Below are 19,698 nucleotides of genomic sequence, written 5' to 3'. Positions count from 1 at the left end.
CAGTTGCTGGTGGATCCCATACACGTCACCTGGGGCGATTCTGAACCTGAGCGCACATTCAAAGTATTTCACGCCACATTCCTTGCTGAACATAATGAATTTTCAATATTAGTTTCAGGGTATGGCATGGACGGCGAGTGACGAAATTATGAGGGGGGAATACGGCCAGTCCTTTGGCCGGTGTGGTCAGAGAATCATTTCGATACTTTCGCCGTGGAATATACCGATCACATCTGTCTTGAGGCGGTTACTCCTCGGCTTTACTTCATTGGCCACGAACTCTGGCAATGGCCGAATTTTCACGTGCTCATCCTGAATGATAATGAACGGCATAGATGAAGCGGCAGAAAGACGCAGTATCTGGTCGGGGTGTTCAGGATCAGCCATCGCGATGTTTGCAGCTGGATGCACTTTAACCGGACGGCGTAAGCGAAGCTTTTCTTCCGGTACACGCGCAATAGCCTTAATCAACGAGTTGAGTCTGACTGATTTATCTTCATCTTCCTCGATGTCCTTGCCCATCTTCTGGAGCAACTCGATTTTGTTAACCCTGCTAAAAAGCGTCTTTTGCCTCCAGCCGAAACTGACCAGATTGACGTTAGCATTATCAAACATACGCAGCTGCCGATAGAGATGCAGGGTCATGACACCAGGGCAGGCGCTATGCAGCGCGTTGAAGCGCATGTATTCCGGTCGGCGATCACCACCGTAGTTTTCGATGATGTGGCGTTGAATGCTCTCTTTATGCTGGTTGATGGATGTCACCAAACGGGTAACCAGCTGAGAGAATTCCGCATCTGTATTGTCGTACCATAATACGCCGGTAGTGCGCCGAGCGGACTTCTGCGAATAGCCATCCCTGATATGCAGGTCAGCGTATGCCGCGCAGGCAGCATGGACAGCATCGTGTCCCTGTTTCAGCTCAGGCATGATGTGTTCGATGGCCATATCTTCTTCGCCATCAGCAACGGCTGGCAGGACGCAGACACTCGCCTTGAGCGGAAGCCGGGAACCCAGCACTCCACGAAGTTGTGTGATCTCGCTCTCCAGCGTCTGGAAAGTTGTTGAGATATTCATTTCTATCCCCGAAAAAGGGCTCTAAACTCCCTCCGCTGCACGGAGGACTGTATGTACATACATACTCATAACAAGCGAAACCGAGTATATCAAGTTCGTTTTGTTTACAGACGAATTTTATCGATGACGAATGAAGTTTTCACTGCTGATTAGCCAATCCTGACGCGAGGGATTTCATTAATGTTAGTGAGATAGGATGGTGACAATAACTCCCGCCGCATCGTCCAGTCTTTGTCGATGCCCTGGCCCGCAAACCATAATTTCCCCCGACCTGACCGGTTAATTCTATCCATCACGCCCATCAACGCTTCACCATTGGCAAAGAGTCGGTTCTCACCAAACAAATCGAGCTGGCTGGTGGCGCTATCATAAAAGTCAGATAGCATCACTCCGGCTTTATGGTATCGGTATCCCTCCTGCCAGATATGCCGGAGCCCTGCGACCGCAGCCGCAATGATTTCCCGGGTATCGGCGGTGGGGTTTTCCAGCTTGACTGTCTGCTGGCCACTGTAAGGGGCCGTTTTCGAATAGTAACTTGTGCCAATAAAAACCGTTATGCAGCGACAGTATTGCTTCTCTTCGCGCAGCTTCTCGCCTGCACGTTCGGCATACTCACACACCGCCTGGTGCATTGCTTCGTAGTGCTCTATTTTCTGGCCGAATGAACGCGAGCTGATGATCTGCTGCTTAACCTTCCTCACCTCTTCCAGGGCTATGCAGGACTCGCCATTCAATTCGCGCTGCGTTCGCTCCAGTACGACTCCAAATGTGTTACGGATAAGCGATGTTGGCGCATTGGCCAGATCGAGAGCAGTCCTGATGCCCATGCTGTTCAGTCTGGTGGCATATCTCCGGCCCACCCCCCAGACATCGCTTACGTCAATATATGGCAATAATTTACGTTGTCTTTCTGGACTGCTGAGATCAACCACTCCGCCTGTTTTAGTCCATGTTTTTGCAGCTTTATTTGCTAGTTTTGCCAAAGTTTTAGTTGTCGATATGCCCACCCCCACGGGTATATGGGTGCTCTTTAATACGGTTTTCTTTATTTCTCTTCCATAGTCATCAAAATTATAATTTTTCTGCATTCCTTCAAACGAAAGGAAAACTTCATCAATACTGTAGACCTCAGTATTACTGGAGAATTTAAATAATGTCTCACACACCCTACGGGAGATCTCCGCGTACAAGGCATAGTTAGAACTGAAAACATGTACACCGTTAGCTTCAAAGAATGCTTTCTTCTGGAAGTACACGTCACCATTCTGGATACCTAATTTTTTAGCTTCCGCTGAACGTGCCACGACCATGCCATCATTGTTCGAAAGGCATACAATTGGCTTGTTCACCAGATCGGGCCGAAAGACTCTCTCGCAGGAGGCGTAAAATGAGTTGCAATCCACCAGGCAGAACATCACAAGGCCTTGTACACGATGAAGGTCACCACGCCAAAAATGGCCAGTTCTTCGCCTTCTTTCAGATAGATCGGTGACATCCGGCTATTCATTGGCAGTAGCGCGGGAGCCGGGCTTAGCTGCAACCGCTTAATGGTGAAATCACCATCAACGGTCGCAATCACAATATCCCCCTCTTTCGCCTCAAGTGAGCTATCCACGATGACCAGATCGCCTTCGTGAATACGTGCCTCTACCATCGATGAACCTGTTACTCGTAAGAAGTAGGTTGCAGATGGATGTTTGATGAGGTGAGTATTTAGATCAATAAATTCATCAACATAATCGGAAGCGACTGAAGGGAAACCTGCGCTGACAGGCTCAACGAACAACGGGAATTGGCCTGGTGATTGTTGTGTCACTGGGATAAGTTTCATAATGCTCTGCTCTTCGTGGTGCTGTATATCCATACAGTATTATAGACAGGAGCCAGGAATTTTCGCACCTCCTTTTCCGAAAGTTATTTTCCGCTATCACTCTTCAGGTTTTTCTTATCACTTGTCCAGAAGTGGGTAACTGCACATAACAAATTGCAACCATATGATTCCTCAGTTCATTTTCAGAATTTACTCGTGCTTACTTCGTATACAATTCGGAATTTATCCGTACATTTTATAAGGAGTAATAACGATGAAGCAGTTTACAAATGAAGCAACTCAACAAATGCTGGCCGACTTTGACAAATCCCCTTTCTCTGACGCTGATCTGGCCGCAATGGATGTGGATGCTCGACAAATTATTGAGCAGAACGCTGAAAGGGATCGCCAACACCCGGTAACAGCAATCTGGCGTGTTGCGGTCGAGGGAAGCCTGACTGCGCGAGGTGGTGTCGTAACCGCTGTTGATAGCGCCAGGGTTATGGATCTAGGCAACGGTCAAATGGTCAAAATCGCAGTGGAGGGTGATGCAGTCACTTATACCGATGGTTCATCTGCACGGATTGTTTCAAGCGCTGGCCAGAAAGCTACACACTTCGAGAAAGGGCTCGCGCTGGTGGGCAGCGTACTGGATAACGGGGATGAAATTGTCTCGACCCCGCAGGACAGATTAGTGCTGTTATCGCGCAAAGGTATGGCTGAAGCCCCCGACTTTCTGGCAATACCCGGAGGCGTGACTCATGGGGTATCGAACTAACAATTATGGCCGGGGCCAGGCGCTCCACGGAGATAAAACCACCACAGGCGCGACCGTCCTTACTTGGGGTCAGTTTGGATATCGAAAATTATTGTACTATAAGGGCTTCCCCGGCATGTCAACGCCGGTGTTTACGGTTTCTGTCTGCACTATAGTAAAAAAATAAAGGGGAGAGACTGCGGTACTATAAACGGTCATGATGAATCGTCATCGATTCGGACCCTGATGAAAGACGCTCGTGAGGCTCTAGTTCGTTAGTCGGGTACACTTGCCCTGTACAATAAGCAGATATACCTCACGGGGTCTAACCCTTTATCATCAACGAGTTGCAGAACAGATGGTCATACAGCTTTGTACTTTAGCTGGCTGAGTACAACCTGAAATCATCACCGTAATGCAATGATGCCCAGCACAGTCTTGCATTTTTGGCAGCGATGGCAACAACAGCGCGCCAGTATCCTCTGCGTTCGACCAGTGAGCAGACCCAACGACTGAATAAATCAGTCCTTTTCTCCGCCCCGATCAGTACCGAGCGGGCACCCTGAACCAGAAGTGTTCTCAGATACGAATCGCCAGCTTTCGTTATCCTGCCAAGCTTCGACTTTCCGCCGCTGCTGTACTGCGATGGTGTCAGTCCCAGCCAGGCTGCCAGCTGGCGCCCATTCTTAAAATCATGTGCATTACCGATACTGGCGACCAGCGCACAGGCCGTTGTGGGGCCAACGCCCTTCAATTCCATCAGCCGCTGACTGCGATGATCTGTTTTGGCCATGCGGGACAAAATTCGGTCATATTCAGCGATGTTATCTTCAATGCGAGCAACGTGCTCCAGCAAATCATCAACACATTGCTGAACCTGAAGTGGTAAAGAATTCTTCTGCTCAAAAACTATGTGGCGCAGGGCATCTGTACTTTGTGGGGCGATAACGCCGAATTCAGATATCAACCCCCGGAGACGATTATATGTTGCTGTTTTCTCTTCGATAAAACCCTGTCGGGTACGATGCAGACACTGCATTGCCTGCTGGCTCTCATCCTTAACCGGCACAAACCGCATATGTGGGCGACGAACCGCCTCGCAGATAGCCTGAGCATCAGCTGCATCATTTTTCCCTGATTTACCAGCCATGCGGTAAGGCGATACAAATTTAGCGGCCATCAGACGCGGCTCATGACCATACTGCCGAAACAGTCTTGCCCAGTAATGAGCCCCGGAGCACGCCTCCATCCCGATAACACAGGGCGGCAAACCAGCAATCAGCCCGGGAAGAGCTGCGCGGGTTACTCTGGATTTAACCAGAACGGTTTTGCCATTCTGGTCAACGCAATGAACAGCGAACACATTTTTAGCAAGATCGATACCGACAGTAGTAATGGTCATAACGAATCCCTCCGGGGTTGTGTTTACCCCATGATTGCACAAGAGTTAATCAGGCGCATAATCAGGGGAAGTCCCTTCCATTCGTTAAGCCTGTTTTTTGAACAGGTTAAATATCGCAATAGAGTCAGCTACAAGCTACATGCCGTCCGACTGGTGTTATAAGTAATGAACTACTGAATGCGCGAGATCTTAAATGAGATAGGCACTGGATTTTAAATTAAATAGTCTCCTGACCGCATCGGTAAAATACTGCGTTTAACATGCAAACTTCTGTTCCATGAGCCTTGCTTTGTTCTACAGGATGCTGAGTTATATCCCCGTAAACACGGCAAACGTGCTTACGGGGTTTATTCACATTACCAGCAGTGGTCGTAATGACCATTACGATCCCAATTATCTCTATTGCGCTCACCTTGATACGGGCGGGCTGACTGTCTTTCTTGTTGCATTTTAGCTGAAAGAGAATCCAAATCTTTAATTAACACTTTAGCTTTGTCATCTGTTTCGCTAACCCCCTGATCATACAATTTATTTAGTTCATACCTTTTAGCTTCGAAGTCACGAGCTAATTTTGAATAATTTTCACTGTACGCTGAATGATTACGGTTATTATATCCATAGCTATATGGACAAGCTGTCGCTATGGATGAGTACAAAAAAAACGATGACAACACAACAGGTAACAAAAATTTCTTACTCATGGCTTATCCTTTGCACCATTCAAGGTGCACTTTTTGATATATTCAATATTTTAACCCATATTATACAGAGGGAATTATCTCTCCTGTACGGCAAGTAATCAATCTTTACTACAAAAAACTGATACCAACTCGATGTTTTAAAAAAAAATACACAATAATATCAGTTATTTGCAATCAACATGTGCATTGATGGATCTCAGAGAGTTGGATGCGGCAACTGTCTCTCACTAGACTGTGAGCCTGCATCTACCGTTTACTCGCCACATTGGCCGAAAATAAAGACCCAGCCTACCGCTTCTCAGGAAGTTTTTACATCATTATTCATCGGATTGCTTGTTATCGATAATTTACCCCGCAGCCTGTCAGTTCCAGGCAATTCCCTGAAGACAAGAGTCAGAAATATCCCGATAGCTAACGGTATAATAAGTAGCATTGAGTGTGTTGAAATGGCATATCCATAAATATAATTTTCCAGACTTACCGCAATCAGAGGAAAAATAAGAAATACAAGTGAGGCCTGGAAAGCATTCGCCTTTTGCTGAAGAGCAAAATAGCACAGAATACCAAAAACACCTGCGAAAGAACCTAAATATATGGTCGCTAATATTGAGTTCGTTGAGAAAGTTGAAATCTGAGGTCTTTCGAATAACCATCCCGCAGCAGAGAGGAGTAATCCTGCAAAAAAACATGGTAGCGCATTAAATGTTATAACAGAGACGCTACAGTCTCTTTTTTTACATTGAGTGTATATTATAGCATGGATGATCACAGCTGAAACAAGAGCAAGAATACCCTGCCAGTGGCTCTCCGTAATGGTTTTTGTCTCTTCGAGAAGAATACCCATCAGTGCAGCTATTGCGATAGTTAAACCAGTGACCTGCATTCGGTTTGTTTTTTCATTCAGAAACAAAACGGATGTAATCAAAACAGCCACAGGCATATTCGAAAATATTATCGATGCCAGGCCAGAACTGACATAAGTTTCACCATAAATCATTAATGAGAAAGGGATGGAAAAATAAAAAACACAAATTATGATCTGGAATAAACGTTGTCCGGGTGGAAATAAAAGTGGTGTTTTTCTGAACCATGCAATGCTGATTAAAAATGGTGCTGCAAACATAAATCTCATCCCGGTGGCAAATACCGGAGGGATAGTTTCAGCGGCTATACGCATGGCCAGCCATGTGGTCCCCCAGGTCAGTGCAACCAGCAGGAATAATACCGATATCGTCACTCTGCGCATAAGATGCTTCCCAGTAAAAGAAATTAATGTATCTTTTTCTTGGGAGAAAAATATTGTTATTCTCAGTATTTTTTCATACGTTTAGAGAAAAATTTTCTCTATCAGAAGGGGGCGGTTATGCTGGACAAGAAAGATAAGGAGCTACTCAGGCTGTTACAGCGCGACGCTACCGTGTGTCTGCAGGATCTTGCAGCGGCTGTAGATTTAACGCCTAATCCTTGCTGGAAGCGTATAAAACGTCTTGAAGATGAGGGGGTCATCATTGGTCGGGTTGCCCTGTTGAGCAAGGAAAAACTTAACTTATCGCTTACAGCCTTTGTGATGATAAAAACACAAAACCACAGTCACGACTGGTACAAACATTTTGTATCTCAGGTCAATGGCATGCCAGAAGTGATGGCTTTTTTCCGTACCACGGGAGAATATGATTATCTTCTTCAGGTAGTGGTTTCAGATATGAAGGGTTACGACAGTTTTTACAAAAAGCTGGTAAGTTCAGTAAGTGGATTGAGTGATGTAACATCCAGTTATTCCATGGAGGAAATAAAATACACAACTCAGCTTCCTCTGTCTGGCTAATTATCCTCCAGGAATGAGTTGTTTGACCTACTCAGGCACATCAAACAACTCTGGTTCGACGGTTATCAGAAGGAAAAACTGGCCTTCAAAGAACCATCACTGATGGCCTGGAGTTCCAGTCGCTGAGAATTATTTCCCGATGCCATTTCAGAGTAAGCTATGTTCACCGGAGCGTGCTAAAGCTAACGCTCCGGGTTCTGGTAACCACTACAGATCCGCACGAATGCTATGGCCAGGCCTTTCAGCCCTTTTTCAGGAAGTATTATAAGTCTTTAGTTCATATAGCAATTAGCTTTCATTCCATTCTGACACGTCGACCCCGGTTTAAGGGATAACTCCGTCTGACTTTTTCTCAGTTCGGGCTAACCTGGTCTGATACAAACTGGAGATGATCAGACAGGTTACGCCTGCGGCAACAAACACATCAGCCAGGTTGAAGGCGGGCCAGTGAATGTCTTGCCAGTGGACGTCGAGAAGATCGACAACTGACCCGCGCAGAATGCGATCAGCAATATTTCCAAGCGCACCTCCGAGCATCAGGCTATATCCCAGTGCCTCAGGGCGTGAAAGCTGTTTTTTCAGCATGTACGCTAGCCAGGCAGAGAAAGCTAAGCCAAAAGTGATGAAGAAATAACGTTGCCAGCCCCCCGCTCCTGCCAGAAAGCTGAATGCAGCCCCCGGGTTTAAGACATGAACTAAATTGAAGAATGGCGTTACTTCGACCTGTTCGCCATAAGAATATATGCGAACGATAACGAATTTTGTTAGCTGATCGGTGATGAAAGCAAAAAAAGTCACTCCATACCAGATTAAGGACGATGCGTGGCGAGTTGTCTGCCATACAGGAGCAATAAATGCTATCAGCGTTCTTGCAATAACAATGCAGCCCAAACCTATGCACCAGCCTGCAAGTATATCAGCCGGGAATGATATCCCGGCAGCAATGCATGCCCATCCAGCGAGGACAGCATATAGTACCAAAGAGATTTGTCCACGGTACCCGACCAGCGTCCAAAGAGTGCCGACAACCAGCGCCGAATAAGTCGCATGTTCACTGGGAAAACTGTAGTTTTTCTCATGCTCACCTGCGATGCTTACCAACTCGCCAAAGACGGCTGTCGGGCGCGGGAAATCGAGCCACAGCTTCAAAACACTGGTGGCCAACAAGGCAAGAAGAATGGCGGTGCTAAAAATGATGAACCGATACCAGACCGCATTAGCCTGGGCCGGAAGGAGGGCAAATCTCGACCATCCCCACAGCCCAAGCAGCATCAATGGCGCAGTCCAGTAATTACTCACCAGACTTAAGAACCACACAAGCGGTCCCAGCGTGACAGGCATCCCCGCATTGATGGCCTCGAATAACTCGGCGTTCAGACCATACCAGTCATAGAAAATGAATTTCCAGTTCATCGGCGTAACAACCTAAGACCGTTGCCCACCACGAGCAAGCTGGCCCCCATGTCGGCAAATACGGCCATCCACATGGTCGAGTGCCCCGAGAAAGTAAGTACCAGAAATATCGCTTTAATGCCTAATGCCAGCACGATATTTTGCTTTAACGTCTTAGCCGTCACACGCGACAGACGCACGAATGTCGATATTTTGCGTAAATCATCGTCCATCAGGGCAACGTCCGCCGTCTCAATGGCGGTGTCGGTGCCCGCCGCACCCATTGCAAATCCGATGTCAGCACGAGCCAGGGCTGGTGCATCATTGATTCCGTCTCCCACCATACCGACTTTGCCCGTCAGAGTCAGTTGCTCAATCTCGTGTAATTTGTCCAGTGGCAATAAGTTACCCCGTGCACGATCGATCCCGGCTTGCGTGGCTATTGCGTGCGCGGTGTGCTGGTTGTCTCCAGTCAACATCATCGTATTGATGCCCAGTGCATGCAGCTCCGTGATAGCGCTCCTGCTGCTATCCTTGATGGTATCTGCTACCGCGAACAGGGCTTGAGCCCCCTTTGTACTCACCAGAATGACTACAGTTTTCCCTTCACGCTCCATTGCATCGATGCGCTGTTCCAGTTCAGGTGAACAATAGTCCAGTTCTTTGAGCATCCGATGATTACCAAGATGATAAGTTACGCCATCAATGCTGCCACTCACTCCACGCCCTGGTAATGCCACGAACTCGGCAACATCACGTAGCGTAATACCATCGATATTTGCTGCGTGCGCAACGGCTCTGGACACGGGATGATCGGATCGAGCCGCGAGACTCGCAGCAATACTTCGACTACTGGCCGCTGACGCTTCGCCCCATGCGGCGAAATCGGTCTGTTCAGGTTTGCCGTGAGTGATCGTGCCGGTTTTATCCAGTGCCAGCCAGCGAAGGTTACGACCTTCTTCAAGATAGACACCTCCCTTGATTAGAATTCCATGCCGGGCTGCGGCGGCTAAGCCACTAACGATAGTCACTGGCGTAGAGATCACCAGCGCACACGGACAGGCGACAACCAGTAAAACCAGCGCGCGATAAATCCAGTCCAGCCACGCGGCGGAGTAGAACAACGGAGGAATTAGCGCTACCGCGATAGCAACAATGAATATTACAGGCGTGTACCAGCGTGCAAAACTATCGACAAAACGTTGGGTGGGTGCACGACTGCCTTGTGCTGCTTCTACCGCGTGAATAATACGGGCCAGTGTGGAGTTACTGGCGATAGCCGTAACGATATACTCGAAGGAACCGGACTCATTGATGGTGGCTGCGAACACCTGATCACCTGGTGCTTTTTCAACAGGCAGGCTTTCTCCAGTGATCGACGCTTGATTTACCGTAGAACGTCCCACTTTCACTTCGCCATCTAAGGCGATTCGCTCACCAGGTTTAACCCTAACCCGGCTGCCGATGGTGACCTGGCTTGCCTCAACTTCCCGCCACGAGCCATCTGGCTGCTGCACTGTGGCCTGTTCGGGAGCAAGATCAAGCAGGCTCCGGATGGCGTTACGGGCACGGTTGAGCGATTTTGCTTCAATCACTTCAGCAAGTGCAAACAGCACCATCACCATCGCCGCTTCTGGCCAGTGGCCAATCAACATGGCCCCAGTGACTGCTATTGACATCAGGGCGTTCATGTTCAGGTTGCGGTTTTTAAGTGCAATCCAGCCTTTCTTATAGGTAGAAAGACCGCCAGTTAAGATGGCGACCAGTGCCAGAACAATGACTGACCAATGGTTGCCATTCAGGAACCAGTAGACAGCCTCCGCAGCCAGTGCAGCTACCAATGAAACACCAAGCGGCCACCAGTTGGTAGAATCCCGTGCCGATACTGCCGAAGATAAGGTGGTTCCCTCTGTATTAAGTACCTGAGCCTCAAAATCCAGAGTTTTCAGCGCATCCAGAACCTCGGGCATCGTGTTAGGAGTATGATGCACGGACAGGGTGCGCTGCAACAGGTTGAAATCGAGACGGGTCACCCCGGCTATCTTTGAAAGCTTATTACGGATTAAAACCTCTTCAGTTGGACAATCCATTTTGGCAATTACCAGTCTGGTCGTCTGTTCGCCAGAAGCGCTATCCAGGCGTTCGGTCTGCATTCCGATAGCTTTTAAAGCTTGTTCAACCGGAGATAACGATGGCAATTCGTGCCGCACGGTTAATGTCCGCTGCATCAGATTGAAGTCAAGGTCAATCACACCCGTCAATGTAGCCAACTTGCTCCGGATCAGCGCCTCTTCTGTAGGGCAATCCATGTTCTCGATTCGGTAGACGGCCTGAGCCACTTCAGCTGTTGGCTGGGCTTGCGAAGCGGGTTGGCTCATCGGTATGGTCGAACAACCGCATCCCTTTGAACTGCAGTTACTCATAGCGTTTCCTGTGATTTAGGTTTATGTGTTGTTCATTAAGAACTCTATAGCTACTATAGAGTCAAGTTTTAAATGAGGATGAGGGATGGAAATCAAGATTGGTGAACTTGCCAGGCGGACAAAATGCGAAACTGTCACTATTCGTTACTATGAGAAAGAGGGGTTATTGCCAAAGCCAGCGCGCAGTGATGGTAACTTCCGGCTCTACAGTGAGTCTCATGTCGAACGCCTGCAATTCATTCGCTATTGTCGGTCTCTGGACATTACGTTGGTAGAAATACGGACATTATTGGCGCTGCGGGACAATCCGGGTCAGGATTGCGGCGAAGTCAGTTTACTACTGAATGATCATATCCAGCAGGTGGAGGCACGCATAGAAGTATTGTTGCAGTTGAAGAAACACCTGTCCGTTTTGCGCGAAAGGTGTTCTGGCACCCGGCAGGTAGATGAGTGCGGTATCCTGCAAGGGCTAACGAATCACTCTTGCCATCCAGTTCGCATTCCAACTTGAAGGGAACCGAGCCCGGTGTTTTGATAATGCCAGTGATGAATGACATATTGTGTATGATGTTGCTGGCAGTCAATTATATACTACCGGTAAAGAACAAAATCTAATCCTGAGTCAGTAAGGGCAGAAATAATCTGGCATATTGCTTATCTGTAAGGCTAGTATGAAGAATAAACACAGAGACGCCCGCCTCTTCTCTGAGAGATATAGACAAGGGCTCCTTTTGAGGGAACGAATATCATAGTTGTCAATGTTGCTTTTTAATCAGATGTCACTTCTTTATAAAGAGCCTGAATGCGGCAAATCTGGGAGGGACTGTACCCTGTCGCATCCGCTGTTTCCCTGATACTCAGTTTCTTGACATGACGGTAGTACAGGACTTTCTGATGACGCTCCTGATCGGCCTGCTTACCCCGGTATTTTCCCAGTTTATGCGCCCGTTCAATACCCTGCTTCTGGCGCTGGCGGCGGTTCAGCCAGTCCTTATGCGACATCGCGGCCATCAGATCGATAAGCATGTTATTGATGGCGGTTATCACAGCGCGGGTGATCGGGTCAGCCTGCGAAGGGTCTTTATCTGACAGTGCCTGCCATGAGGTTGGGACATCCAGGCTGACAATCCGCAGTTCGTGTTGTTCGATCTGCTTTTTCAGCGTCCTCCAGTCGCTGTTACTCAGGCGGGTCAGGCGGTCTATCTGCTCGACCAGTAAAATATCATTACGGTGACTGTCCATCAGCAAGCGTCCCAGTTCCGGGCGGTCAAGTTTTGTACCGCTGATGTTCTCCCGGTAGTAACTGGCAATTTTATGCCCCCGCTCCTGAACGAACTGCTCCAGCATCTCTTTTGCCCGGTCGGCGAACTGATCTTCCGTCGATGCTCTTAAATAAGCTCTGATGAACATTTTTTAACCGCATTGTCGCATTTAGATTATTGCATTAATTCTATCGCATATAGGTTATGTCATTCATGGAGTATCGTCACATTTTGTTTATGCCGTCAGGGTGTACCCTTATGCGATAACCATTTTTGTTAAAAATACCGCATCGGATAATTTATGAGGGAAACTATATGGCAAGGAGGCAGATTCTTTCTCTGTCGGAAAGAGAATCATTACTGGCATTGCCAGACGATGAGTTAACGCTGACCCGGATGGCCTATTTCAGTGAGCATGATCTGGCGCTTATCTGTGCTCACCGTAAACCCGCCAGCCGTTTTGGTTTTGCCGTCCTTCTTTGCTATCTGAAAAATGTTGGCTTTGCCCCGGATAAAAAAATCCCACCCTCTGATGCACTGCTGAAACATATCGCCAGCAGGCTAAATCTTACCGGTGATCTCTGGCCTGCTTACCTTTCCGGCAGGGATACGACCCGGCGCGAGCATTTAACCGAACTGTACCGCTATCTTGGCGTGAAGGCATTTACCGGCAAAATACAGCAGGACTGTATTACACACCTGCTGTCGATGGCGACGCGTACTGATAAAGGTATTCTCCTGGCCGAAGAGATGCTGGTCTGGCTCCGGCAGAACAACGTAATAATCCCCGCGATTGATGTCGTGGAGCGTACCTGTGCTGAGGCCATGGCAGGCGGCGATAAAATCGTATTTCAGACTCTGAATGCCCCGTTAACTCCGGCTCACAGGGATGCCCTGGATCGTTTACTTGAGTCATCGGATAATCAGTCTTCCAGGCTGACATGGCTTCTGCAACCGCCGGGTAAAATCAATGGTAAGAACGTGCTGCAACATCTTGATCGGCTCAGCAGCGTTGAATCGCTGGCATTACCGGAAGGTATAGATCGTACCATTCACCAGAACCGGTTGCTGAAACTGGCGCGGGAAGGCCGGAAGATGAGTAGCCGTGATTTGACCCGATTTTCAGCAACCCGGCGTCATGCGATCCTGGTGTGCGTGCTGGAAGAAGCCAGAGCCACACTGACAGACGAAGTGATTGAGTTGCATGAGCGAATGCTGAACAGCCTTTTCAGCAAAGCCAAAAGAACACAGGCAGAGCGCCTTCAGCAGACCGGAAAGCTGATCCAGTCAAAACTGAGGCAGTACATCGATGTCGGTCAGGCGCTGTCTGATGCCCGCGATTCCGGTGACGATCCATGGCTCGCAATAGAAAATATGGCACTGTTGCAAATAGTCGGTGGTGATAAACTTATCATCCCCTTTTGCTGATGGAGCTGCACATGAACCCATTCAAAGGCCGGCATTTTCAGCGTGACATCATTCTGTGGGCCGTACGCTGGTACTGCAAATACGGCATCAGTTACCGTGAGCTGCAGGAGATGCTGGCTGAACGCGGAGTGAATGTCGATCACTCCACGATTTACCGCTGGGTTCAGCGTTATGCGCCTGAAATGGAAAAACGGCTGCGCTGGTACTGGCGTAACCCTTCCGATCTTTGCCCGTGGCACATGGATGAAACCTACGTGAAGGTCAATGGCCGCTGGGCGTATCTGTACCGGGCCGTCGACAGCCGGGGCCGCACTGTCGATTTTTATCTCTCCTCCCGTCGTAACAGCAAAGCTGCATACCGGTTTCTGGGTAAAATCCTCAACAACGTGAAGAAGTGGCAGATCCCGCGATTCATCAACACGGATAAAGCGCCCGCCTATGGTCGCGCGCTTGCTCTGCTCAAACGCGAAGGCCGGTGCCCGTCTGACGTTGAACACCGACAGATTAAGTACCGGAACAACGTGATTGAATGCGATCATGGCAAACTGAAACGGATAATCGGCGCCACGCTGGGATTTAAATCCATGAAGACGGCTTACGCCACCATCAAAGGTATTGAGGTGATGCGTGCACTACGCAAAGGCCAGGGCTCAGCATTTTATTATGGTGATCCCCTGGGCGAAATGCGCCTGGTAAGCAGAGTTTTTGAAATGTAAGGCCTTTGAATAAGACAAAAGGCTGCCTCATCGCTAACTTTGCAACAGTGCCATAAATAGTCATGCGAGAAACGTTGAAGCGCTTAGCAACTGCACCAACTGTCATTTCAGGATCAGCAAGTAAGATTCTAATTTGTTTAACATCTTCTTCAGAAAGTGACGGTTTTCTCCCTCCCACACGGCCCCTTGCGCGTGCAGCTGCAAGGCCTGAGCGCGTTCTTTCAATATTGCGGTTGCGTTCAAAGCTAGAGAATATCGCCATCAGATGAGTATAGATTTCCCCTATAACTGGCGCATTTGTGTCTATTCTGTCCTTGATGGCTATGAAAGTTATTCCGCGTTTCTTCAGGTCGTCGAGTAAAGTAATGACTTGACCCAATGAACCACCGAGCCGATCTAGTGCCCAAACTACTAGGGTATCTCCCTCGCGCAATGCTTTCAGGCAGTTCTCCAGTTCCAGCGCACCTTTTTTGTCGCGCTTTGGGCCGCTACGTGAGGTCTGATCCTGATAGATTTGCTCACATCCAGCTTTTGTTAGTTCGTCAACCTGGTGCGCCACATCCTGAAGATGCGTAGATTTACGTGCATAGCCGATTTTCATTCTTTTCTCGCTAATTAGTTATGGGGTTATTGTTATGTTGATACAGTAACGAGTTTTGTTACATGAGGGGAGTCATTTTTCGGGAGAAGTCAGGACTTTTCAAGACTGTCACAAAAACCATCGTTTGTGAGACACTTTCTGTATCAACAATGCTGACACGTTAAAGGGGGTGGCTCTACACTGGTTGTATCAACAATGATGATACGAGGGGTAATGAGTGTTTGGCCTTATGTTTCACATCATGTTTGGGATTGTTTTCATAGTGATGAGTGTGGCTTCTTTGGTTGGGCTTGTTTTACACGGCCATGAATACACGCCGGGACACTTTGGGAATATGACCGCATTGTGTATCGCATCGACTCTGGCGTGGGTTTGGGCGCTTTCAGCAGCGAAAGAAGCCTGGTACATCCTGAAGAGTCGCTAATTAGTTTTCTTTGTTTATTGAGAGGTATGTCATGACTCAAGTAATAATTAAAAAATGGGGTAATAGTCTATCTGTTCGCCTTCCTTCTGCGATTGTGAAAGCCGCTTCGTTAAACGTTGATGATGTAGTGGAGCTGTCAGTAGAGGACGGCGCAATTACTATCGTGCCCGTTAAAACGAAGGAGTATTCACTGGATGCTCTGATGGCCGGTGTTACTAACGAAAATATTCATGAGGAAATTTCTTTCGGCGCTCCTGTTGGGAAGGAGTTATTGTAATGAAAAAAGAGGATAGATCCTTTATTATATGGGGCAGCCTTAGCTATCGGGGTGGTGTGCTACGCTGCAATGGGAGTGTTAGGCTTAGGGTAGTTGCAGCGGTCAGTAGCCTGGCCGTCAATACACCTGACAAAACAAGAGTTTCGCCCTTTGGCAGCCAGAGCCAAGGGCGGTAGCGTGCCTACATTACATGTAGTAAGCCGTGATTGACCATCTCGCGGGTTGTTGAGGAATGGTATGAGGATAGTGTATTTTGTCAATGCAGCGTGGTACTTCGAACTGCATTGGTTGGACCGGTCAGAAGCGGCAATTAGCAAAGGGTATGAAGTTCATCTTGTAAGTAATTTTGCTGATGACGCCATCAAAAATAACCTGGAAAAAAAAGGTATAAAATGTTGGGATATTGAGCTTAACAGATTTTCTAAAAATGTGTTTAAAAACATTTCAATATTCACTGCATTTAGAAAGATCTGTAAGCAAATTAAACCCGATCTTATTCATCTAATTACTATAAAACCAATCCTTTTTGGTGGATTGTATGCCCGGGTTGCAGGCATCCCTTTTGTCGTGAGCTTTGTGGGATTAGGGAGATTGTTTGGCAATAAACGAGGTTGGTTGAATAAATTCATTTTCAACTCAGTACTGTCAATTTATAGTCTTTTGCTATCAGCAAAAAGCCCAGCGCAAGTAATATTTGAGCATAATGCTGACTTTGCTGAGCTGAGTAAATATATTAAATTTGATGAAAATAACATCCACATCATTGAAGGAGCCGGGGTAGACAGGTTTCGCTTTAGTTATCAGCCAGAACCAACTCAGAATAATTTCTCGGTATTATTTGCCAGCCGTTTGCTATGGTCAAAGGGGCTCGGTGAAGTAGTCGAGGCCATCGGTAAGGTTAAACAAAATGAAAATAACACAACCTTATACGTTGCGGGAATTCTCGATGACAAAGATCCGGATAGAATTGAATTAGATCAAATTTTGCAATGGGAAAAAGAAGGAAAAATCATTTGGTTAGGTCGAAGAGATGACATCCAAAATTTAATCAGAAATAGCCATGTCGTGATTTTGCCAACTAAATATTCAGAAGGCGTGCCAAGAATAATCATTGAAGCGTGTGCTATGGGCCGAAGTTGCATTGTCGGAAATGTACCCGGCTGTAAAGCCATAATTAAAGATAATTTCAATGGATGTGTACTAAAAACACATAGCGCTAGTGAGATTGCGGAGAAAATTGAATATCTTAGAGATAACATGGAAATAAGAAAAAAATTCGGCCTACGCTCAGCCGAAATTGTAAAAGAAAGATTCAGCAAAGAAATTGTTATAGATAAAACGTTATGTGTTTACAATAAAATACTAAGTACAACAAAGCGGTAAAAAATAATGATTGGAACTTTAGTAAATATTTCGAAGATAATTATCCAGAAGCGCGAGTTAATCTGGCAAATGTCTAAAAGAGACGTTATGGGACGCTATAAAGGATCCTTTCTTGGTCTGGCATGGTCACTTTTCAACCCCATATTGATGTTAACAGTCTACACATTTGTATTCTCGGTTATATTCAAATCTCGTTGGGGAAGCAGTCCAGATGCCGGGCATGCAGATTTTGCAATCATTTTGTTTACCGGACTGATTATTTTTAACTTATTTGCAGAATGTATTAACAGGTCAACCAGCCTTATCACCTCAAATGTAAACTTCGTCAAAAAAGTTGTTTTCCCTATTGAGATATTACCTATAGTAAATCTGCTGGCTGCTTTATTTCATGCCAGCATTAGCCTCATAGTCTTATTTATTGCAATACTGGTGTTTAAGCATCAGCTTCATTTTACTGTCCTGTTACTGCCAGTCATTACTATTCCACTTATGCTCTCTATACTTGGATTAAGCTGGATCCTGGCCTCACTGGGCGTTTTTGTTCGTGATATGCCACAAACTATTAGTATCATCGTAACAATATTAATGTTTTTATCTCCCGTATTTTATCCGTTATCAGCATTACCGGTGGTTTTCCAAAAAATTGTAATGTTGAATCCTCTGGCATTTATGATTGAAGAAGCAAGAAAAGTTGTTTACTGGGGAAATGAGCCTAACTGGACCATGCTCGCAATTAATATGCTTATTGGTTTAGTTATCTGTGCTGCAGGTTTTTTATTTTTCCAAAAAACAAAAAAAGGATTTGCCGATGTCATCTGATAACATTGCAATTAGCGTAAGTAACATTAGCAAATGCTATAACATTTACCAAAACCCCAGAGATAGGTTAAAACAGTTTTTCTTACCTAAAGTCCAGAGTATGGTTGGGAAACCTGTACAACGCTACTATAACGAATTTTGGGCGTTAAATAACATCAACTTTACCATCAATAAAGGTGAGTCAGCGGGAATTATTGGACGCAATGGTTCTGGCAAAAGTACATTACTACAGCTAATCACCGGCACGCTAACTCCAACAACGGGCACGATACAAACCAAGGGAAGAATAGCTGCCCTCCTGGAATTAGGCTCCGGTTTCAACCCAGAGTTTACCGGTAGGGAAAACATCTATCTTAACGGCGCCGTTCTGGGATTATCGCGGGCAGAAATAGATGCAAAATTTGATGCTATTGCCGGTTTTGCTGATATAGGAACCCATCTCGACCAGCCGGTAAAAACATACTCCAGCGGAATGATGGTGCGCCTTGCATTTGCCGTTCAGGTACAATTAGAGCCAGATATTCTCATCGTAGATGAAGCACTTGCTGTAGGCGACGCACTTTTTCAAAAGCGCTGTTTCCAACAAATTGAGAAATTAACCAGCAATGGCGTAACTTTACTGTTTGTTTCACACGATCAAGAGTCCGTGCGTACCTTAACAAACAGAGCTATTCTTCTCGATCGTGGGACGCAATTAAGTACTGGCTTATCATCAGAAGTTTTACTTGAATATCGTCGTTTACTACACCGGGAAGAAAGTAAGTATTTTTCTCAGTTAGCAGAGGAAGTTGCTGCCCACGCGGACGCCACTCGCGATATTAATCAAACCCCCACCGCGCCGGCTAAGATAGAAATTAGTGCTAATGCTGAAACCCCTGCTGTAGAGGAAACCTCGCCCTCTCGTACAGATAAACTATCGTTCGGTGAAGGTGAAGCAGAGGTTGAAAATGTTGAATTGTTTACGGCTTCTGGTGAACGTAGCAATGCCTTTAACCCTGGTGATAAAATCAGAGTTCGTGTTAATTGCAAAGTAAATAAAGATATAAACCACATTAACGTTGGCATTCGTATTCGCAATAAAGAAGGCGTCAAAATTTATTCATGGGGAACGTTAAACCAGGACATGTATGTTCGTTTCCATCAACTTAAAGATCCCCAATTTTGGGAACGTGAGTTTAAAGCAGGCGAGCGTTTTTATGTTGATATGGAATTTGAATGTACTTTAGGAACAAACCTATATGAAATACAGGCGGCGATATCCTATGAGGGGACACCTAATTATTTTTCGCAGCGCATTTTACACTGGCGTGATGAAGCCGCGTTTTTTCACGTTAATGTCCTGCGTGATGAATATTTCTTTGGTGGCATTCTGGATCTCAAGATGACTGCAGAGTGGTAAGT

General features: G+C 46.6%; 18 protein-coding genes and 2 pseudogenes. 10 read left to right on the top strand and 10 right to left on the bottom strand.

Annotated features, from left to right (window positions below):
• Positions 1-186 precede the first annotated feature (186 nt).
• The 3 genes from HV302_RS26370 to umuD form a co-directional block, all read right to left on the bottom strand.
• On the bottom strand, positions 187-1,077 hold the full coding sequence (locus HV302_RS26370; RefSeq protein WP_007372144.1) for a DNA replication terminus site-binding protein: 891 nt from the start codon (positions 1,075-1,077) through the stop codon (positions 187-189).
• A 149-nt stretch (positions 1,078-1,226) separates the two neighbouring features.
• A complete protein-coding gene (umuC, locus tag HV302_RS26365) occupies positions 1,227-2,492 on the bottom strand; it encodes a translesion error-prone DNA polymerase V subunit UmuC (RefSeq protein ID WP_009652912.1) in 1,266 nt (421 codons plus the stop codon).
• Positions 2,492-2,908 carry a translesion error-prone DNA polymerase V autoproteolytic subunit gene (umuD, locus tag HV302_RS26360; RefSeq protein WP_008786793.1) on the bottom strand — a complete coding sequence of 139 codons (417 nt, stop codon included), beginning with the start codon at positions 2,906-2,908 and terminating at the stop codon, positions 2,492-2,494. The genes umuC and umuD overlap by 1 nt, the downstream gene beginning before the upstream one ends.
• A gap of 253 nt (positions 2,909-3,161) precedes the next feature.
• Here umuD and HV302_RS26355 point away from each other — a divergent pair, with 253 nt between their 5' ends.
• Positions 3,162-3,665 (top strand): hypothetical protein, encoded by a 504-nt coding sequence (locus tag HV302_RS26355; RefSeq protein WP_007372141.1) that lies wholly within the window; start codon positions 3,162-3,164, stop codon positions 3,663-3,665.
• Positions 3,666-4,023: 358 nt separating this feature from the next.
• Here HV302_RS26355 and HV302_RS26350 read toward each other — a convergent pair whose 3' ends face one another.
• The 3 genes from HV302_RS26350 to HV302_RS26340 all read right to left on the bottom strand — a co-directional run bounded on the left by HV302_RS26350 (position 4,024) and on the right by HV302_RS26340 (position 6,993).
• On the bottom strand, positions 4,024-5,046 hold the full coding sequence (locus HV302_RS26350) for an IS110 family transposase (protein ID WP_001567660.1): 1,023 nt from the start codon (positions 5,044-5,046) through the stop codon (positions 4,024-4,026).
• Positions 5,047-5,402: 356 nt separating this feature from the next.
• Positions 5,403-5,747, bottom strand: coding sequence for a hypothetical protein (locus tag HV302_RS26345; protein ID WP_075552837.1), 345 nt, complete (start codon positions 5,745-5,747; stop codon positions 5,403-5,405).
• Between the two features lie 298 nt (positions 5,748-6,045).
• The gene (locus HV302_RS26340; protein WP_071200094.1) at positions 6,046-6,993 is read right to left on the bottom strand and encodes a DMT family transporter; all 948 of its coding nucleotides are present in this window, start codon (positions 6,991-6,993) and stop codon (positions 6,046-6,048) included.
• Between the two features lie 117 nt (positions 6,994-7,110).
• Here HV302_RS26340 and HV302_RS26335 point away from each other — a divergent pair, with 117 nt between their 5' ends.
• On the top strand, positions 7,111-7,572 hold the full coding sequence (locus HV302_RS26335) for an Lrp/AsnC family transcriptional regulator (RefSeq protein WP_071200095.1): 462 nt from the start codon (positions 7,111-7,113) through the stop codon (positions 7,570-7,572).
• A gap of 324 nt (positions 7,573-7,896) precedes the next feature.
• Here the strand turns inward: HV302_RS26335 and lspA are convergent, their stop codons facing one another.
• Both lspA and HV302_RS26325 read right to left on the bottom strand, forming a co-directional pair.
• Positions 7,897-8,985 carry a signal peptidase II gene (lspA, locus tag HV302_RS26330; RefSeq protein ID WP_071200096.1) on the bottom strand — a complete coding sequence of 363 codons (1,089 nt, stop codon included), beginning with the start codon at positions 8,983-8,985 and terminating at the stop codon, positions 7,897-7,899.
• Positions 8,982-11,387, bottom strand: a complete 2,406-nt coding sequence (locus tag HV302_RS26325) for a heavy metal translocating P-type ATPase (protein WP_049592186.1) — start codon at positions 11,385-11,387, stop codon at positions 8,982-8,984. Before HV302_RS26325 ends, lspA begins: the two co-directional genes overlap by 4 nt.
• A gap of 85 nt (positions 11,388-11,472) precedes the next feature.
• Here HV302_RS26325 and cadR point away from each other — a divergent pair, with 85 nt between their 5' ends.
• Positions 11,473-11,898, top strand: a complete 426-nt coding sequence (cadR, locus tag HV302_RS26320; RefSeq protein ID WP_049592187.1) for a Cd(II)/Pb(II)-responsive transcriptional regulator — start codon at positions 11,473-11,475, stop codon at positions 11,896-11,898.
• 257 nt (positions 11,899-12,155) lie between these two features.
• Here the strand turns inward: cadR and HV302_RS26315 are convergent, their stop codons facing one another.
• Complete coding sequence (locus HV302_RS26315; RefSeq protein WP_049592188.1) at positions 12,156-12,797, bottom strand: recombinase family protein; 642 nt, start codon at positions 12,795-12,797, stop codon at positions 12,156-12,158.
• Between the two features lie 167 nt (positions 12,798-12,964).
• Between HV302_RS26315 and HV302_RS26310 the strand changes: the two are divergent.
• A pseudogene (locus HV302_RS26310) lies at positions 12,965-14,026 on the top strand (DUF4158 domain-containing protein); the annotation flags it as partial.
• Between the two features lie 62 nt (positions 14,027-14,088).
• The gene (locus tag HV302_RS26305; protein WP_047389788.1) at positions 14,089-14,793 is read left to right on the top strand and encodes an IS6-like element IS26 family transposase; all 705 of its coding nucleotides are present in this window, start codon (positions 14,089-14,091) and stop codon (positions 14,791-14,793) included.
• Positions 14,794-14,830: 37 nt separating this feature from the next.
• Here HV302_RS26305 and HV302_RS26300 read toward each other — a convergent pair.
• A pseudogene (locus HV302_RS26300) lies at positions 14,831-15,394 on the bottom strand (recombinase family protein); the annotation flags it as partial.
• Positions 15,395-15,665: 271 nt separating this feature from the next.
• On the opposite strand from HV302_RS26300, the gene HV302_RS26295 reads away from it, so the two are divergent.
• From HV302_RS26295 to HV302_RS26275, 5 genes are all read left to right on the top strand, one after another.
• Positions 15,666-15,818 (top strand): hypothetical protein, encoded by a 153-nt coding sequence (locus HV302_RS26295; RefSeq protein ID WP_326928789.1) that lies wholly within the window; start codon positions 15,666-15,668, stop codon positions 15,816-15,818.
• A 31-nt stretch (positions 15,819-15,849) separates the two neighbouring features.
• Positions 15,850-16,095 (top strand): AbrB/MazE/SpoVT family DNA-binding domain-containing protein, encoded by a 246-nt coding sequence (locus HV302_RS26290; RefSeq protein ID WP_053901029.1) that lies wholly within the window; start codon positions 15,850-15,852, stop codon positions 16,093-16,095.
• A gap of 237 nt (positions 16,096-16,332) precedes the next feature.
• A complete protein-coding gene (locus HV302_RS26285; RefSeq protein ID WP_065884108.1) occupies positions 16,333-17,478 on the top strand; it encodes a glycosyltransferase family 4 protein in 1,146 nt (381 codons plus the stop codon).
• Positions 17,479-17,565: 87 nt separating this feature from the next.
• Positions 17,566-18,297: an ABC transporter permease gene (locus tag HV302_RS26280; RefSeq protein ID WP_251844103.1), complete on the top strand. Its 732-nt coding sequence runs from the start codon at positions 17,566-17,568 to the stop codon at positions 18,295-18,297.
• Positions 18,287-19,696 (top strand): ABC transporter ATP-binding protein, encoded by a 1,410-nt coding sequence (locus HV302_RS26275; RefSeq protein WP_004189153.1) that lies wholly within the window; start codon positions 18,287-18,289, stop codon positions 19,694-19,696. Before HV302_RS26280 ends, HV302_RS26275 begins: the two co-directional genes overlap by 11 nt.
• Positions 19,697-19,698: the final 2 nt, after the last annotated feature.

This window comes from Citrobacter sp. RHBSTW-00859 (assembly GCF_013729795.1).
Taxonomy (GTDB): Bacteria; Pseudomonadota; Gammaproteobacteria; order Enterobacterales; family Enterobacteriaceae; genus Citrobacter; species Citrobacter braakii.
Note: the sequence above shows the minus strand (reverse complement) of the source record. Positions and strands in the feature narration are given on the sequence as shown.